Source organism: Hymenobacter seoulensis, from assembly GCF_054780535.1.
Genome location: NZ_BAAGWD010000005.1, coordinates 44,652 through 58,106 on the forward strand (window position 1 = coordinate 44,652; position 13,455 = coordinate 58,106).

At 61.4% G+C, this 13,455-nt stretch carries 15 protein-coding genes; 10 read left to right on the forward strand and 5 right to left on the reverse strand.

Features of this window, described 5'->3' with window-relative positions; genetic code table 11:
• Positions 1-107: 107 nt before the first annotated feature.
• From ACYVHC_RS18160 to ACYVHC_RS18190, 7 genes are all read left to right on the forward strand, one after another.
• A complete protein-coding gene (locus tag ACYVHC_RS18160; RefSeq protein ID WP_460615213.1) occupies positions 108-335 on the forward strand; it encodes a helix-turn-helix transcriptional regulator in 228 nt (75 codons plus the stop codon).
• Positions 332-664 (forward strand): HipA N-terminal domain-containing protein, encoded by a 333-nt coding sequence (locus ACYVHC_RS18165; RefSeq protein ID WP_460615214.1) that lies wholly within the window; start codon positions 332-334, stop codon positions 662-664. Before ACYVHC_RS18160 ends, ACYVHC_RS18165 begins: the two co-directional genes overlap by 4 nt.
• Positions 661-1,611 carry a HipA domain-containing protein gene (locus tag ACYVHC_RS18170; RefSeq protein ID WP_460615215.1) on the forward strand — a complete coding sequence of 317 codons (951 nt, stop codon included), beginning with the start codon at positions 661-663 and terminating at the stop codon, positions 1,609-1,611. Before ACYVHC_RS18165 ends, ACYVHC_RS18170 begins: the two co-directional genes overlap by 4 nt.
• A 119-nt stretch (positions 1,612-1,730) precedes the next feature.
• Positions 1,731-2,405 (forward strand): CatB-related O-acetyltransferase, encoded by a 675-nt coding sequence (locus ACYVHC_RS18175; RefSeq protein WP_460615216.1) that lies wholly within the window; start codon positions 1,731-1,733, stop codon positions 2,403-2,405.
• A 374-nt stretch (positions 2,406-2,779) separates the two neighbouring features.
• On the forward strand, positions 2,780-3,538 hold the full coding sequence (locus tag ACYVHC_RS18180; protein ID WP_460615217.1) for a DUF72 domain-containing protein: 759 nt from the start codon (positions 2,780-2,782) through the stop codon (positions 3,536-3,538).
• A 384-nt stretch (positions 3,539-3,922) separates the two neighbouring features.
• On the forward strand, positions 3,923-4,600 hold the full coding sequence (locus ACYVHC_RS18185; RefSeq protein ID WP_460615218.1) for a hypothetical protein: 678 nt from the start codon (positions 3,923-3,925) through the stop codon (positions 4,598-4,600).
• 418 nt (positions 4,601-5,018) lie between these two features.
• Positions 5,019-5,171, forward strand: a complete 153-nt coding sequence (locus ACYVHC_RS18190; protein WP_460615219.1) for a hypothetical protein — start codon at positions 5,019-5,021, stop codon at positions 5,169-5,171.
• Positions 5,172-5,197: 26 nt separating this feature from the next.
• Here ACYVHC_RS18190 and ACYVHC_RS18195 read toward each other — a convergent pair whose 3' ends face one another.
• The 4 genes from ACYVHC_RS18195 to ACYVHC_RS18210 all read right to left on the reverse strand — a co-directional run bounded on the left by ACYVHC_RS18195 (position 5,198) and on the right by ACYVHC_RS18210 (position 7,803).
• Positions 5,198-6,040 (reverse strand): hypothetical protein, encoded by an 843-nt coding sequence (locus tag ACYVHC_RS18195; RefSeq protein ID WP_460615220.1) that lies wholly within the window; start codon positions 6,038-6,040, stop codon positions 5,198-5,200.
• A 506-nt stretch (positions 6,041-6,546) separates the two neighbouring features.
• Positions 6,547-6,996: a DinB family protein gene (locus tag ACYVHC_RS18200; RefSeq protein WP_460615221.1), complete on the reverse strand. Its 450-nt coding sequence runs from the start codon at positions 6,994-6,996 to the stop codon at positions 6,547-6,549.
• A 17-nt stretch (positions 6,997-7,013) separates the two neighbouring features.
• Positions 7,014-7,472, reverse strand: a complete 459-nt coding sequence (locus tag ACYVHC_RS18205) for a hypothetical protein (RefSeq protein ID WP_460615222.1) — start codon at positions 7,470-7,472, stop codon at positions 7,014-7,016.
• A 28-nt stretch (positions 7,473-7,500) separates the two neighbouring features.
• Entirely contained in the window at positions 7,501-7,803 is a 303-nt protein-coding gene (locus tag ACYVHC_RS18210; RefSeq protein WP_460615372.1) for a PhzF family phenazine biosynthesis protein, read from the reverse strand.
• 242 nt (positions 7,804-8,045) lie between these two features.
• Here ACYVHC_RS18210 and ACYVHC_RS18215 point away from each other — a divergent pair, with 242 nt between their 5' ends.
• Positions 8,046-9,485 carry a 3' terminal RNA ribose 2'-O-methyltransferase Hen1 gene (locus ACYVHC_RS18215; protein ID WP_460615223.1) on the forward strand — a complete coding sequence of 480 codons (1,440 nt, stop codon included), beginning with the start codon at positions 8,046-8,048 and terminating at the stop codon, positions 9,483-9,485.
• A 2-nt stretch (positions 9,486-9,487) separates the two neighbouring features.
• Here ACYVHC_RS18215 and ACYVHC_RS18220 read toward each other — a convergent pair whose 3' ends face one another.
• Positions 9,488-9,895: a hypothetical protein gene (locus ACYVHC_RS18220; RefSeq protein WP_460615224.1), complete on the reverse strand. Its 408-nt coding sequence runs from the start codon at positions 9,893-9,895 to the stop codon at positions 9,488-9,490.
• 167 nt (positions 9,896-10,062) lie between these two features.
• On the opposite strand from ACYVHC_RS18220, the gene ACYVHC_RS18225 reads away from it, so the two are divergent.
• Both ACYVHC_RS18225 and ACYVHC_RS18230 read left to right on the forward strand, forming a co-directional pair.
• Positions 10,063-12,663 carry a polynucleotide kinase-phosphatase gene (locus ACYVHC_RS18225; protein WP_460615225.1) on the forward strand — a complete coding sequence of 867 codons (2,601 nt, stop codon included), beginning with the start codon at positions 10,063-10,065 and terminating at the stop codon, positions 12,661-12,663.
• Positions 12,663-13,445: a nucleotidyltransferase domain-containing protein gene (locus tag ACYVHC_RS18230; RefSeq protein WP_460615226.1), complete on the forward strand. Its 783-nt coding sequence runs from the start codon at positions 12,663-12,665 to the stop codon at positions 13,443-13,445. Before ACYVHC_RS18225 ends, ACYVHC_RS18230 begins: the two co-directional genes overlap by 1 nt.
• Positions 13,446-13,455: the final 10 nt, after the last annotated feature.

Genomic DNA, 13,455 nt, shown 5'->3' on the forward strand with positions numbered 1-13,455 from the left:
ATATTATACCTGTAAGGGTATAATATGACCGGTATTGCTTAATTTTATACCCGTTCGGGTATTGCCCCGCTTTTGTTTGTGGAATTAGCCCCCAAAGGGTATAGCCTATGCCTACTCCCCTGGCCGTCTTTGTCAAGCAACGCCGCAAGCTGTTGCAGCTCTCCCAGCCCGACTTAGCTGCGAAAGCAGGGGTGGGGCTGCGGTTTGTGCGCGAGCTGGAGCAGGGCAAGGCCACCCTGCGCCTGGACAAGGTCAACCTGGTGCTGCGCCTGTTTGGTCACGAGCTGGCGCCCGCCCCGCTGGACCGCACCCAACTACTGGATTCGCAGTCATGAGAAAAGCCGAAGTATACCGGCACGAGCAGCTGGCCGGGCGCCTGACTCAGGACGAGCAGGGCTACACCTTCGCCTACTCCCCGGACTACCTGGCCACCGCTGGCGCGGAGCCCGTCAGCTTGACGCTGCCGCTCCAGGCGGCGCCCTACGTGGAGCGGGTGCTGTTTCCATTTTTCGATGGCCTTATTCCCGAGGGCTGGCTGCTGGAAGTGGCCGAAAAAAACTGGAAGCTCAACGCCCGCGACCGGATGGGCCTGCTGCTGGCCTGCTGCCGGGACTGTATCGGGGCCGTGAGCATTGTTCCCCTGGAAGCTCAGGACCAGCCATGAGCCGCTGCCTGTCCTGTTACCAGCCGCTGCCCGAAGGCCAAACGGACTATCATCCGGCCTGCAGCCGCCGCCTGTTCGGCAAGCCCGTGCCGCCGGCGTTTCCTTACACGGAGGCCCAGATGCTGGGCCTGGCGGAGGCGGCCGTACGCCAGCACATCACCGTGACGGGCGTGCAGCCCAAGCTCACGCTCACGCTGGCCCCCGCCGTCGCGGCCGGTCAGCCCGCGCGCCTGACCATCGTCGGCGCCCTGAGTGGCGAGTACATCCTCAAGCCCCCGACGCCCCGCTACCCGCACCTGCCCGAAGTGGAGGACCTGACCATGCACCTGGCCGCGCTGGCCCGCTTGCCTACCGTGCCCCACGGCCTGCTGCGGCTGGAAGGCGGCGCCCTGGCGTACGTCACGCGCCGCATTGACCGGGTAAAGGGCCAGAAGCTGGCCATGGAGGACATGTGCCAGCTCACCGAGCGCCTGACGGAAAACAAGTACGACGGCTCCCACGAGCAGGTCGCCAAGGCCATCCTCCGGTACTCCGCGAATCCCGGTCTGGACGTAGTCAACTTCTACGAGCTGGTGCTGCTGAGCTTCTTGACGGGCAACGCCGACATGCACCTGAAGAACTTTTCGCTGCTGCAGTCCCCCGGCCTGGGCTACGGGCTGGCCCCCGCCTACGACCTGGTGGCCACGGCCCTGGTCAATCCGGCCGATACGGAGGAGCTGGCCTTGACGCTCAATGGCAAAAAGAAACGGCTGCGGCAGGCCGATTTCCGGCAGGCCGCCGGGCGGGCCGGCATCGACGACAAGGTGGTTACGGGCATGTTTACGCGCTTGGTGAAAGCCTGGCCGGCCTGGCAGGCCTTCATTGACCATAGCTTTTTGCCCACCGCCCTGCAGAAGCAGTTCCACGCCTTGCTCTCGCAGCGGTTTGCTCAACTGGACCTGTCGTAGAGGGGGAGGGGCCCGCCGGGCTTGCGAGAGGCCCCGCAGCCCCGGGCTGCTTCATTCCGCCGACCGGGCCTTTTCGGCTAAGCATCTAAATTTCCATCCCTAGCTAATCCTTTCCTTCTATGGCCGTTGTTGACCCTTCCACTGTTTTTCCGCTCCTTAACTATGAGAGGTTATGCTTCCTGAAAAATGTGGTCACGCATCCCCAAATAACCGTCGGCGAGTACACCTACTACGATGATTTTGAGAACGTGGAGAATTTCCAAAAAAACGTTCGGTATCTGTTCGACTTCACAGGCGACAGGTTGACCATTGGGAAGTTTTGCATGATTGCCTCGGGCGTGGAGTTTCTGATGAATGGGGCCAATCACCTTACCGAGGCCGTTAGCGCGTACCCGTTCGCCATCTTCGGCGGGGAGTGGGGCGGGGCAATGGAAGGCAAAGCGTACCCCAGCAAGGGCGATACCACGGTGGGCAACGACGTCTGGATTGGCTACCGGGCGACCATTTTGCCCGGCGTCACCATTGGCCATGGGGCCGTGATTGGCGCCTACGCGGTCGTGACCCGCGACGTGGCTCCCTACACCATTGTCGGCGGCAATCCAGCTCACTGTATCCGGCAGCGATTCGATGAGACCACTACCGCGCAGTTACTAGCGGTGGCGTGGTGGGACTGGCCCATCGACAAAATAACGCGGTATGCTTCCTTGCTCACCGGAGAACCTGCCAACTTCTTAGCGCAAGTAACCCGAGAGCCCGCAGGGGAAGGAGGAGAAACAGTTGGCCCAACCAGGTAAAATGCCACTTACCCTGCCTTCCCAAGCAAACCCAAAGTAAGATGACTTTTTCAGGTCGGTCCGAGAGCCGCCATTATATCAAGGGACGAAAACAAGAAGAGGTAGGGGAATTTGTGAAAGCGCTCAGCACAGGAAAAGTCTACTTTACTTCCGTAGAAGTTACTAGTCATTCTGGATGTATTCCCGCGTAGAAGCGCAACTCGTTGGCTTCGGCAGCGGGCAGGGCCTTTGGGAGGCAGCCTCCTGCCTGGCCTGCCAAAAGCGCTACGATGACCAGCAGATGATACGTTAGTACCCCGTGACGATGCGCCTGGAGTAAAACGCTGAGGCCGCGTGGCCCGTTATACCCGGAAACTCCCGTATACCTCCTTCCCATGCCGGCCCTCCTTGGCACTCTGCGCACTGGCACCAGCGGCATCGTCGTGCCCGGCCCGAAAGCCACCTTTCCGGCGGCCTACCAGGCCACGAGCCGCCTCACCTACTATGCCACTCTGTTTAACTCAGTGGAGATTAACAGCACCTTCTACCGCATCCCCCAGCCCAAAACGTTTGCGGCCTGGGCCGCGGAAACCGGCCCGGCGTTTGACTTTACCCTCAAGCTGTGGCGTGATATTACCCATACCAGCGCGCTGGCCGAGGACCTTTCCGGCCTGGTCCGCTTTCTAGAGGCAGCCCGGGAGTTGGGCCCCAAAAAGGGCTGCCTGCTCCTGCAGTTTCCCCCCAGCAACACCATTCGTCAGCTACCCGCGGTCGGTGCCCTATTGGATGCTATTGCCGCGGCAGACCCCGCCCACGAGTGGCGCCAAGCGGTGGAGTTTCGCCACCCCAGCTGGTATGCAGAGGATACGTTTGAGCTGCTGGACCACCACGGCGCCAGCCTGGTGCTGCACGACAAAGGCCCCGGCCGAAACGCCCACCTCAACGAGGGGGCCGACTTTGTGTATCTGCGCTTCCACGGCCCGCAGGGTAACTACCGAGAGTCCTACGAGCGCGACTTTCTGCACGACCAGGCCGAGCAGATCCACGACTACCTCCACGAGGGGAAAGACGTGTATGCGTATTTCAACAATACCATGGGCGCCGCTTTTGACAATGCCCAAGACCTGCAGCGGCTGGTAGCAGAGCGGGCGTGAGCCGTAAGACTCGCATCCGGGGGCAGGGTGGCGCTGGTTTCCAGGGTCAGCTCGTGGTAAACCTCGGCGCGGGCCTGGCTGGGTAAACCCTCGTTTCAGGTATCATGCGGTTTAATCACCACCTCAGAATATGGGCGGTTTTTCGCCCCCCGGCCCCTACGCTTGAATTGTGGTACTTTGCCGGGGACTGGTTGCCGTCTTGCGCGTTTACGAAATTCATTCCCTCGGCACGTTTCGTAAAAGCTGAATAGTAGACAAGTTTCGTACACTCGAAAGCCAGGCGCCAAAGTTATCTAACCATTAGGTGTCAGGCAGCTGGTAGCGGTTCAGGAAGAGGACCCTGTACTTTGCCCGCATAAAGCATATACTCGGGTATCTTGTGCCATGAATGTTCCCGTTCGGGCTTTGGTGGCTTGGTTCTGGCTGGCGTGTATGGTCTTGACCGGGTTGAACGCCACCCTGCGAAACCTAGAGTTTTCCTCTATTGCCCTCCGCAGCGCCGTACACTGCGCCGCGTGGCTGCTGGCCTTTAGTGCCACGGAGTATTTTGCGCAACGCACCCCGTGGCGAGCTTTTAAGCGGCTGTGGCGCGGGGTGCTGTGGGTACAATGGGGGGCGCTGGCCCTAGCTGTTGTGACGGTGTATCCGGTAGTGTACGGCGCCGTTCCCCTCTTTTTCTTCGCTACGCGGGAACACGGCTACCCCGACGACTACGGGCGGCCCGTGCTTTGTAGAGGAAGAGAAGCAGTGTATTATCGGCACCTTGATTGGGATAATCACCCCACCTTTTGGAAGCAAGCCGTTCAAATCCAACCTCTCGCCCCGGGGCTGAACTGGGTAACTCCGTTGGGAGAAAACCCGCTACTCGACTCAACCTGGACCGCACTGGATTCCGTCGGAGTTGAATTACTTGCTCCGCGCTATCGGAACGCCGCCCAAGCTTCCTTGGCCAACAAGTTTTTCAATGGCAAACCGCTGATCTACACTACCTCACTGCCCGACTCTGCGCCGACCATACAAACTGACACGCTTGCTCCGATTGATGAATGGCCTGCGGACTAGCAACAGGTAGACGGCCCACGATAACTATCCTCTTATTCCTATTCCACCACTTCGGCTGTGCTGCTGCCCGGCCTGGCGCACGAATTGCTGGGCCACCTGGCGCTGCTCCTCCTGCTCCAGTTGCGGGTTTTGCTGCGGCATTCTGGTACGTGGGCAGGGCCGCTCGCTCCGCCGGCGCCAGGAAGCGCTGCAGCCGCTTGTCCGTCACGTCGTTCCCAAACAGCCCCAGCCCCGCCTTGCAGCTCTTTTGCTCGGCCTCCCTGCGGTAGATGCCGGGCATGCTCTGGTGCTCCCAGGCGGTGGCAGGATCGTATGCCGTTGACAAAACCAGCCGCTGGTAGTGGCCCTACTGGCCCGCGCCTGGATCACCGGCGTTACTTGTGTTCAGCCCTCCCCTCAACCAAGCCGGCACCAACTCGTGCACGCCGTTGGGCCGGGCCCCAATGCCGAGGGAACCTCGCCCTACCACTTGGTGCAGCACGTGCAGGCGAACCTGAAACGCCTCGGCACCGACCTGGTCCAGCTTCAGGGCTGGGACCCAGCCACCCCAGCTGTCGCAACCACAGTGTAATCCATCAGGCGGCGCTTTCCCGTCGCCTAGCGGCAGCCGAAGCGCGCTTCGGCGCGGGCTAACGCGGCGCTATCGGCAAGGAGGGTGGGTCCGAAAGCAGTCAGGGCCGCCCGAAGAGTCCGCCCGTGCTGGTCGGGCAGGCAAGGGTTCAGGCCGGCTTGCAGTAGCAGGCGAAGCACGGGCGTTCTGAGGTGGGCCCGCTGGTATCCGGCCAGGGCAAAGGACACCGGCTGAATGAGGGTGCCATCCTCGCGCAGCCAGCGGCCATTGGGGTCGGCCTCGTGCCGGAGGAGCAGGGCCACGATTGCCGCGTCCGGGTCGGCCGCAGACAAGGCTTCGCACAACACGGGCTGCCCCCGGCTGACGGAGGTTGTTTGTAGTTCATTGGCATCGGAGCCAGTCAGCAGCAGCGTCTGCGCCCAGAGGGCATCCTGCGTGCGTACTGCCTTAAATAAATCACCGGAGCGCAGCCCCAGCCAGGCCACCACCAGCCACACTCCCAGGACCGCGCCCGCCCGCAGCTCCCCGCCCCGCCCCCGCCGGTACCGCTGCCACGCCAGCACCAGCACCAGTTCCCCCCCGCACACCAGCGCCGATTTCAGGTAGCCACCTTGCAGCATCCAGGCCATTACCAAATGGGCAGCAAGTGCGCTCAGCGCCACCCGCGCCCACTCCCAGCCCGAGAGCCGGCGCGAAGGCCAGCCGGCCACGTAGGCCATCCAGCTCACGTACAGACAGCAGGGCACGAGAAAAGGCGCCAGCAGCCCCACCCCGGGCAGGAAGGCGAGCGCAGTTAGCCCCAGCCCCGCGTAAAGCAGCCGGTCGGCCCAGCGAAACCACTGATTCGGTGAGGCAGGCAGGGGGATCATAGGCCAGGGGTAGGAGAGAGGATGTTGGGGGAATGTTAGCCAGGTTAACTAAAGCCAAGTCAGTAAGATGCGATTGGGGTTCTTCGGCTTCCCTTGCCTAAGGGTTCATGGCTGCCCTTCCCTTCCTGACTGGCAGTACGAAAGGACACCCACGGGTACAGCCGATAAACACTGAAACCCAACGCCCGATACTCGGAAACGCACCCCGATTCCGAGGCGGGAGGTGATTTAAAATCAGGTTTAGAAATTTTTGCAAGATGCGCAAGGGAGCGCTGGTGCTCCTGCATCGTACCAAATATTCTGCTACGATAGAACAAGAAAGACTGGAACGCTAAACTAGTCTATCTGGCCCGGCCCTAACGCCAACTACTTGGTTGATGGTAAATATTCCATAACCCGGGTAACAGCCCCGGGAAGAGTGGATAAAACGGATTTCCAGACGGTGGTTTCTTTCGCCATTACGGATTGCGAATACGCTGCGGTGAGCCGCCACTTCCCCGCAAAGGCTACTCCTTTACCAGTAATCGGCGGTGGTAGTTGATTTGCCCCAAATGGTAGGCCAAGTGGGTGGTCAGGTGCACCAGTAGGTAGCCCAGGGAGGTTGGTGCCTCCCACACCAGCACCGGGTACGGGGAGGCGAGCTGGGCCTCGGTTAGGGGCGTGAGGGCGGCGTCCACCACGCGTCGGGTTTCGGCGATGCCGGCCAGCAACTCAATGCGGGGGATGTCCCGGGCGGAAAACTCCCGGTCGCGGTCGCGGCGGTAGCCGGTGTGGCCTAGCTCCGTGCCAATGTAGGTATTAAGGTTGCCAAGCAAGTGCAGGCACAAGTTGCCGGCCGAGTTGCGGATGCCGGGTGCCAGGTGCCACAGGGCTTGTTCGTTTGGATAGGCTTCGATTTCCTGCTGCAGCTTTTGCAGGTCACGGTCGAAGAGGATCCTTAGGGTTTCTACGAGCATGGAAAGGGAATAGTATGTTATTGACTCGGGGTTGGCCGGCAGGAGGCCGTCGAGAAAGAGGTCGGCCTGCCCGGATTAGCTGGTAGCTCCACCAGCATGGAGCTGGTGCAACGGGAGGCTTGAAAGGCTTGCATCACCCGCTTGTCAAGCCAGGTGACCCAGTGCTTGGCCGGAAATGTTTGCACGCCGCCGGTGATGGGGACACTCAGCGGTGCCAGCCCCGGGCCAACATACCGGTAGTCGTATTCTCCTTGGTTGGCCGACGGTATGAACACGCCGTTGAGGCCAGCAGGAGAAAGCAGCAGCGCCTGAAAGTAGGGCTTAAATGCAGCAAGCACCTGGTCGTCGGCTTTTTTCAGCAACAGAAGCTCAATTTTAAGGCTGAACCCGGTGTTGACAACTAGTGGTAACCCCAAGGCGGCCAGCCGCCGCGCCGGCGCAGGGGCCGGCACGGTTTCATAGAGTGGAAATGCCATGGTAATGTCCTCGCCCGGCTGGTAATACCTAGCTCGACCAGCTTGGGGTACTGAAGTAAGTTACCGTGTGGGGCGTTTGGGTAAACAGCAGGCTGGCCACGGCCAGGATGGTGGGGCCGCAGCAGGCAATCTGCTGCTTGAGGGGGAAGTAGCGGATTGCGTAAATGCCGTCCCAATTCGTTTTCCAGATTACGGCTGCCTTTGAAAGTCCAACTTCCTGCGCAATTTTCCGCATAGCCGCTACGCCTGGTTTCTGCCTGGAAAAGCATACCCCGGCTGGGTTGCCCTTGGGTAGCGCGAGGGTAAAGGAACCCGTGCTATACGGTGCCAGTGAGTATTTTGCCCGGAATTAAAAGCAGAAGTGCCCTAACGACAAGCGGCTTTTCTTCCAGTCGCGGGCAGGATTCGTTTAGGGAGGTAGAAGAGGTAGAAAAAGGGTTCCGCCGGGCCCGCTTGGCAAACCGGCCGCGCGCGCTAAACTCACCTATTTCGGCATCTGTAGCAGGAGGGCAGCCGCGGCCATCCTATCTTGGGCCGTGAGCCAGCGAGTTGGCTCCTTTTTAGCGTTACCGGATGCTAGTAACCATTACCACCACCCATCACCCCGCGACCGACTTAGGCTACCTGCTGCACAAGAACCCGGCCCGGCTGCAGTCCCTGGACATTGCGGCGGGCCAGGCCCATATCTTTTACCCGGAGGCCACCGAGGATCGTTGCACGGTAGCTTTGCTCCTCGACATCGACCCCGTAGCCCTGGTGCGTAACTCCCGCGGCCCGGCCGGGGATGGCTTTGCCCTGGAGCAGTACGTAAACGACCGGCCCTACGTGGCTTCCTCGTTTCTGAGCACGGCCCTGTCGAAGGCGTTCAACACCGCCATGAACGGCAGCTGCAAGGACCGCCCCGATCTGCCCGGGACGCTGCTACCCCTGGAAGCCACGGTGGCCGTGATGCCCGCCGCCAATGCCGAGCAATTGCAGCGTTTGTTTAGCCCCCTGGGCTACGAGGTCGCCACCGAGTCCCACGCCCTGGACCCCACGGTGTCGGAATGGGGCGACAGCCGTTATTTCACCCTGCATTTGCGCCACCCTGCCCTGCGCCTGCAGGATTTGCTGTCCCATCTGTACGTGCTGATTCCGGTACTGGATAACGACAAGCACTACTGGGTAAATGCCAGCGAGGCTGATAAGCTGCTGCATCGAGGCGCCGCCTGGCTGCCTCAGCACCCCGACCGGGAGTTCATCACCCGCCGCTACCTGCGCAACCTAGCCCAATACGTAAACCCTACCCTGGAGCGACTGCTCGAAGGCGACGAGCCCGTGAGCGAAGAAGCCACTGATTTTGACCCGCTAGAATCCGCCACCTCGGGTACCGAGACGACGCACAACCCAGAACAGCCAGCTGCCCGCGAGAAGCAAAGCCTGCACGATGTGCGCCTGGACCGGGTGGCCGAGGAAATCCGGCGCCTGGGTGCTAAGCGCGTCCTGGATTTGGGCTGCGGTGAGGGTAAGCTGGTGCGCCGGCTGCTGGATATACCTCACGTAGAGCACGTGCTGGGCATGGACGTTTCGCACCGGGAGCTGCAGCGGGCGCAGGAGCGCCTGCACGTAGCCGAAATGCCTCCGCGCCAGCGCGAGCGGCTAAGCCTCACCCAGGGCTCCCTGCTCTACCACGACCCGCGCCTGAGCGGCTACGATGCCGCCGCCGTGGTGGAAGTGATTGAGCACCTGGATGAAAGCCGGTTGACCTCCTTCGAGCAGGTAGTGTTTGCCCGGGCCCGCCCGGGCGCGGTGCTGGTTACTACCCCCAACGCCGACTATAACCAGCGCTACGAAACCCTGTCCGCCGGCCAGTTCCGGCACACCGATCACCGCTTCGAATGGACGCAGGCGCAGTTTCGGGAGTGGGCCGCCGGCGTGGCCGAGCGCAACGGCTACCGAGTGCGGGTAGAAGCACTGGGGCCGGAAACGCCCGAAGTAGGGGCACCTTCGCAGCTCGCGGTGTTCGAGCGGTAATCTTACCGCTCGTATATCTGGTAGTAACCTGACTTCAGGTATTCCTGGTCCCGGGTGCTGAGCTCTTTTCCTCTGAACTCAGCCAGAATGGAATTTGCCTCTTCCAGATCAGCCACCCCAAGCTCCCGCACGGCATGGCCCCATTTGTACAAAGCCACGTGCCCGAGGGTTGAGAATAGGCCGGGCCGAATCTGGACACCGTCCATTTCGCGGCCTTTGATGGGGGTGAAAAAGTCAAGCTTCTTACCCAGTTGAGTGTCCTTCAGAATTCTTTTCCGCAGTTTAAGCTGCGCCGCGGTAGCTCCGGTATTGCCAGTAGTTTTAACTGCTGCAGAATCCAGGTACTGCGCCTGCCCCGCACTCACGGTCAGGAAAAGCACGACACAAGCACTAATGACAAATCTACTCATGGCGATAACGGGGCGATAATCATGCAAACATAAGCGGCCATCTTAGCTAATTCGCCACTTTTCATACCCCCTTTCAGAATAGTTGCTCTGTTAGTGGCTCTATTGGGTAATGCCCTTCTTGTCAGTGCACTACTGCTATACAACTCATCTGATTTTACTTTCCATCAATGCCCTACGATACACTTAAGCTCCCCGAACTGTCCCTGGTGTTGCTGATCGGCACCTCCGGAGCGGGAAAAAGCACGTTTGCCCGCCGCTTGTTTCGCGCTTCCGAAATCGTCTCCTCTGACCAATGCCGGGAGTTGGTAGCCGATGATGAAAACGACCAGTCGGCCACGCCGGATGCCTTTGCCCTGCTGCACTACCTAGTGGGGCTGCGCCTGAAGCGCGGCCTACTCACGGTGGTGGATGCCACCAACGTGCAGCCCGAGGCCCGCAAAACGCTCCTGCAGCTGGCCCGCGACTACCACGTCCTGCCCACGGCCATTGTGCTCGATGTACCAGACCGCGTGGCGGAGGACCGTAACCAGGCGCGCGAAGAGCGCATGCATATGGGCCGCCATGTAATTCCGCAGCAGCGGCAGCAATTGCGCCGGAGCCTGAAAACCCTGAAGCCGGAAGGCTTCCGGCACATCTATCACCTGCGTGGCACTGAGGAAATTGACGCCGTGCAAGCCATAGTGCGCGACCCACTCTACAACAACCGCAAGCACGACACCGGGCCCTTCGACATCATCGGCGACGTGCATGGCTGCTACGACGAGCTAGTGCAGCTGCTCACTAAGCTAGGCTACTCCGTGGAAACCGAACCCATGGCGGATGTGCGCGACCTAGGCGTGCGCGTGCAGGCACCAGAAGGCCGTCGCGCTCTGTTCTTGGGGGACTTGGTGGACCGCGGCCCAGCCTCGCCGCAGGTGCTGCGCCTGGTTATGCGCATGATGCAGGACGGCACGGCACTGTGCGTACCCGGCAACCACGACATCAAGCTGTTGCGTCACCTCAACGGCAAGCAGGTCAACGACAAGCACGGCTTTGCCGAAACCCTGCAGCAGCTGGCTGCTGAGTCGGATACGTTTAAAAACCAGGTGCGCCAGTTTCTCGATGGATTGGTCAGCCACTATGTGCTCGATGGCGGCAAACTGGTGGTGGCCCACGCCGGACTTCGGGAAGATATGCAGGGTAGGGGCTCCGGGGCCGTACGCGCCTTTGCTTTGTTCGGAGAAACGACGGGCGAAATCGACGAGTTTGGCTTGCCCGTGCGCTACAATTGGGCCTCCGAGTACCGCGGCCGCGCCATGGTGGTATACGGCCACACACCCGTACCGGAACCCGAGTGGCTCAACAACACCATTGATATCGACACCGGTTGCGTGTTCGGGGGGAGGCTGACTGCCTTGCGCTACCCCGAGCGGGAGCTGGTAACGGTGCCGGCCGCGCAGGTGTACTGCGAGCCGGTGCGGCCCCTGCGGCCGGCCGAGCTAGCCCAGGACGCGGCTCAACTCACCGCCCAGCAGCAGCACGACGACTTGCTCGATATCCGCGATGTAACTGGCAAGCAGATTATTCGCACCCGGTTGTTGCCTTCCGTTACCATCCGGGAAGAAAATGGCGTGGCCGCTCTGGAAGTTATGAGCCGCTTCGCTTTGAACCCCAAGTGGCTGCTTTACCTGCCGCCCACCATGTCGCCCTCCGAAACCAGCGCCCTGCCCGATCTGCTGGAGCACCCCGCCGAAGCCTTTGACTACTTCCGCCGTCAGGACGTGCAGCGGGTAGTGTGCGAGGAAAAGCACATGGGCAGCCGCGTGGTCGTGGTGCTGGCCAAAGACGAGGATGCCGCCCGCCGCCGCTTTGGAGTGGTAGGCGAGGGGCCGGGCAAATGCTACACCCGCACCGGCCGCAACTTCTTCAATGATCCGGCCTTGGAAGCGGCTTTCCTGACCCGTTTGCAGGAGGCGCTGACTACTGCGGGCTTCTGGGACAAGTTCAGTACCGACTGGCTGTGCCTGGATGCTGAACTACTGCCGTGGTCAGCCAAAGCCCAGGAGCTGATCAAAAACCAGTACGCCGCCGTCGCCGCGGCTGCCACGGCCGCCCTGCCCGTGGCGGCGGCCGTGCTGGCCCAGGCCGCTACGCGGGGCCTCGATGGCGTGGAGGCGCTACTGGCCCGCACCACGGCCCGGCAAGCCGCCGCCGAGCACTATGCCGAGGCCTACCGCCGCTACTGCTGGCCGGTGGAAAGCCTCGCGGATCTGCGCCTGGCTCCCTTCCATCTGCTGGCCACCGAGGGCCGCACCTACTTTGATAAGGACCACGCCTGGCACATGGAAACCCTGCGGGCTCTCTGCCTGGCCGATGAAGGCCTGCTGCGCGCTACCCCCTACCGGGTGGTAAACCTGACCGATATTCCCGAGGTGGAGGCGGCCACCCAGTGGTGGACCGACCTGACGGCCGGCGGCGGGGAAGGCATGGTGGTGAAGCCCTACGACTTTATTCCCGCCGGCCGCAAGCACCTGGTGCAGCCCGCCCTCAAGTGCCGGGGCCGCGAATACCTGCGCATCATCTACGGCCCCGACTACCTGCTGCCGGGCAACCTGGAGCGCCTGCGCGAGCGGGCCGTCAAAACCAAGCGCAACCTGGCCCTGCGGGAATTTGCCCTGGGCGTGGAAGGCCTGGAGCGCTTCGTGGCGGGAGCCCCCCTGCGCGAGGTACACCAGTGCGTGTTTGGCGTGCTGGCCCTGGAAAGTGAAGCCATTGACCCCCGCCTCTGATGCACGACGCCCTATATACCCGCATTCAGATCGCTCTGCAGGAAGTAGAAGACACCCACGGAGTGCGGGTACTCTACGCCTGCGAGTCGGGGAGCCGGGCCTGGGGCTTTCCTTCTCCCGACTCGGATTATGATGTGCGCTTCATCTACTGCCATCCCACCAGCTGGTACCTAACCCTGGAAGAAGGCCCCGATACGCTCAACTTCCCGGTGGATGAACTGTTGGACCTGGGCGGCTGGGAGCTGCGCAAGGCGCTGAAACTGCTGCGAAGCTCTAATGCATCCTTGTTTGAATGGCTGCAGTCCCCGATAGTGTATCAGGAAGCACTGGACTTTCGCGCCCTACTTCAACCGCTGCTGCCCCGCACCTTCAACCTGCGGGCGGGCTTGCATCATTACCTAGGCCTAGTGCGGCGGGGGCTAGAGGCTGACTTTACTACCCCAGAAGTTCGAATCAAGCGTCTGTTTTATGCCCTGCGCTCAGGGCTGTCAGCACGCTGGATTCGGGAACGGCAGACCGTGCCGCCTATGCAATTTGCGGAGCTACTCGCGGTACTACCCCCATCTTTGCACGCAGAGGTAACCCAACTGCTGATAGAAAAAGCCCAGGCCGCCGAAAAGGCTACCGTGCTTCTTTCCCCGACCTTGCTGAGCTTTCTGCAGGAGGAGTACGCCGCCTGCCAGCAAGCCCGCGATACGCTGCCCGTGCTGGCGGGCTCCGACCCGGTGGCCGACCTGAACCAGCTGTTTCAGTACTGGCTGGCGGCCGCCTTTCCGGCCTGAGTTCCGCGCT

Coding starts and splice junctions, on each gene's coding strand:
- ACYVHC_RS18160 (WP_460615213.1), top strand. CDS start 108: ATGCCTACTCCCCTGGCCGTCTTTGTCAAGCAACGCCGCAAGCTGTTG.
- ACYVHC_RS18165 (WP_460615214.1), top strand. CDS start 332: ATGAGAAAAGCCGAAGTATACCGGCACGAGCAGCTGGCCGGGCGCCTG.
- ACYVHC_RS18170 (WP_460615215.1), top strand. CDS start 661: ATGAGCCGCTGCCTGTCCTGTTACCAGCCGCTGCCCGAAGGCCAAACG.
- ACYVHC_RS18175 (WP_460615216.1), top strand. CDS start 1,731: ATGGCCGTTGTTGACCCTTCCACTGTTTTTCCGCTCCTTAACTATGAG.
- ACYVHC_RS18180 (WP_460615217.1), top strand. CDS start 2,780: ATGCCGGCCCTCCTTGGCACTCTGCGCACTGGCACCAGCGGCATCGTC.
- ACYVHC_RS18185 (WP_460615218.1), top strand. CDS start 3,923: ATGAATGTTCCCGTTCGGGCTTTGGTGGCTTGGTTCTGGCTGGCGTGT.
- ACYVHC_RS18195 (WP_460615220.1), bottom strand. CDS start 6,040: ATGATCCCCCTGCCTGCCTCACCGAATCAGTGGTTTCGCTGGGCCGAC.
- ACYVHC_RS18200 (WP_460615221.1), bottom strand. CDS start 6,996: ATGCTCGTAGAAACCCTAAGGATCCTCTTCGACCGTGACCTGCAAAAG.
- ACYVHC_RS18205 (WP_460615222.1), bottom strand. CDS start 7,472: ATGGCATTTCCACTCTATGAAACCGTGCCGGCCCCTGCGCCGGCGCGG.
- ACYVHC_RS18215 (WP_460615223.1), top strand. CDS start 8,046: ATGCTAGTAACCATTACCACCACCCATCACCCCGCGACCGACTTAGGC.
- ACYVHC_RS18220 (WP_460615224.1), bottom strand. CDS start 9,895: ATGAGTAGATTTGTCATTAGTGCTTGTGTCGTGCTTTTCCTGACCGTG.
- ACYVHC_RS18225 (WP_460615225.1), top strand. CDS start 10,063: ATGCCCTACGATACACTTAAGCTCCCCGAACTGTCCCTGGTGTTGCTG.
- ACYVHC_RS18230 (WP_460615226.1), top strand. CDS start 12,663: ATGCACGACGCCCTATATACCCGCATTCAGATCGCTCTGCAGGAAGTA.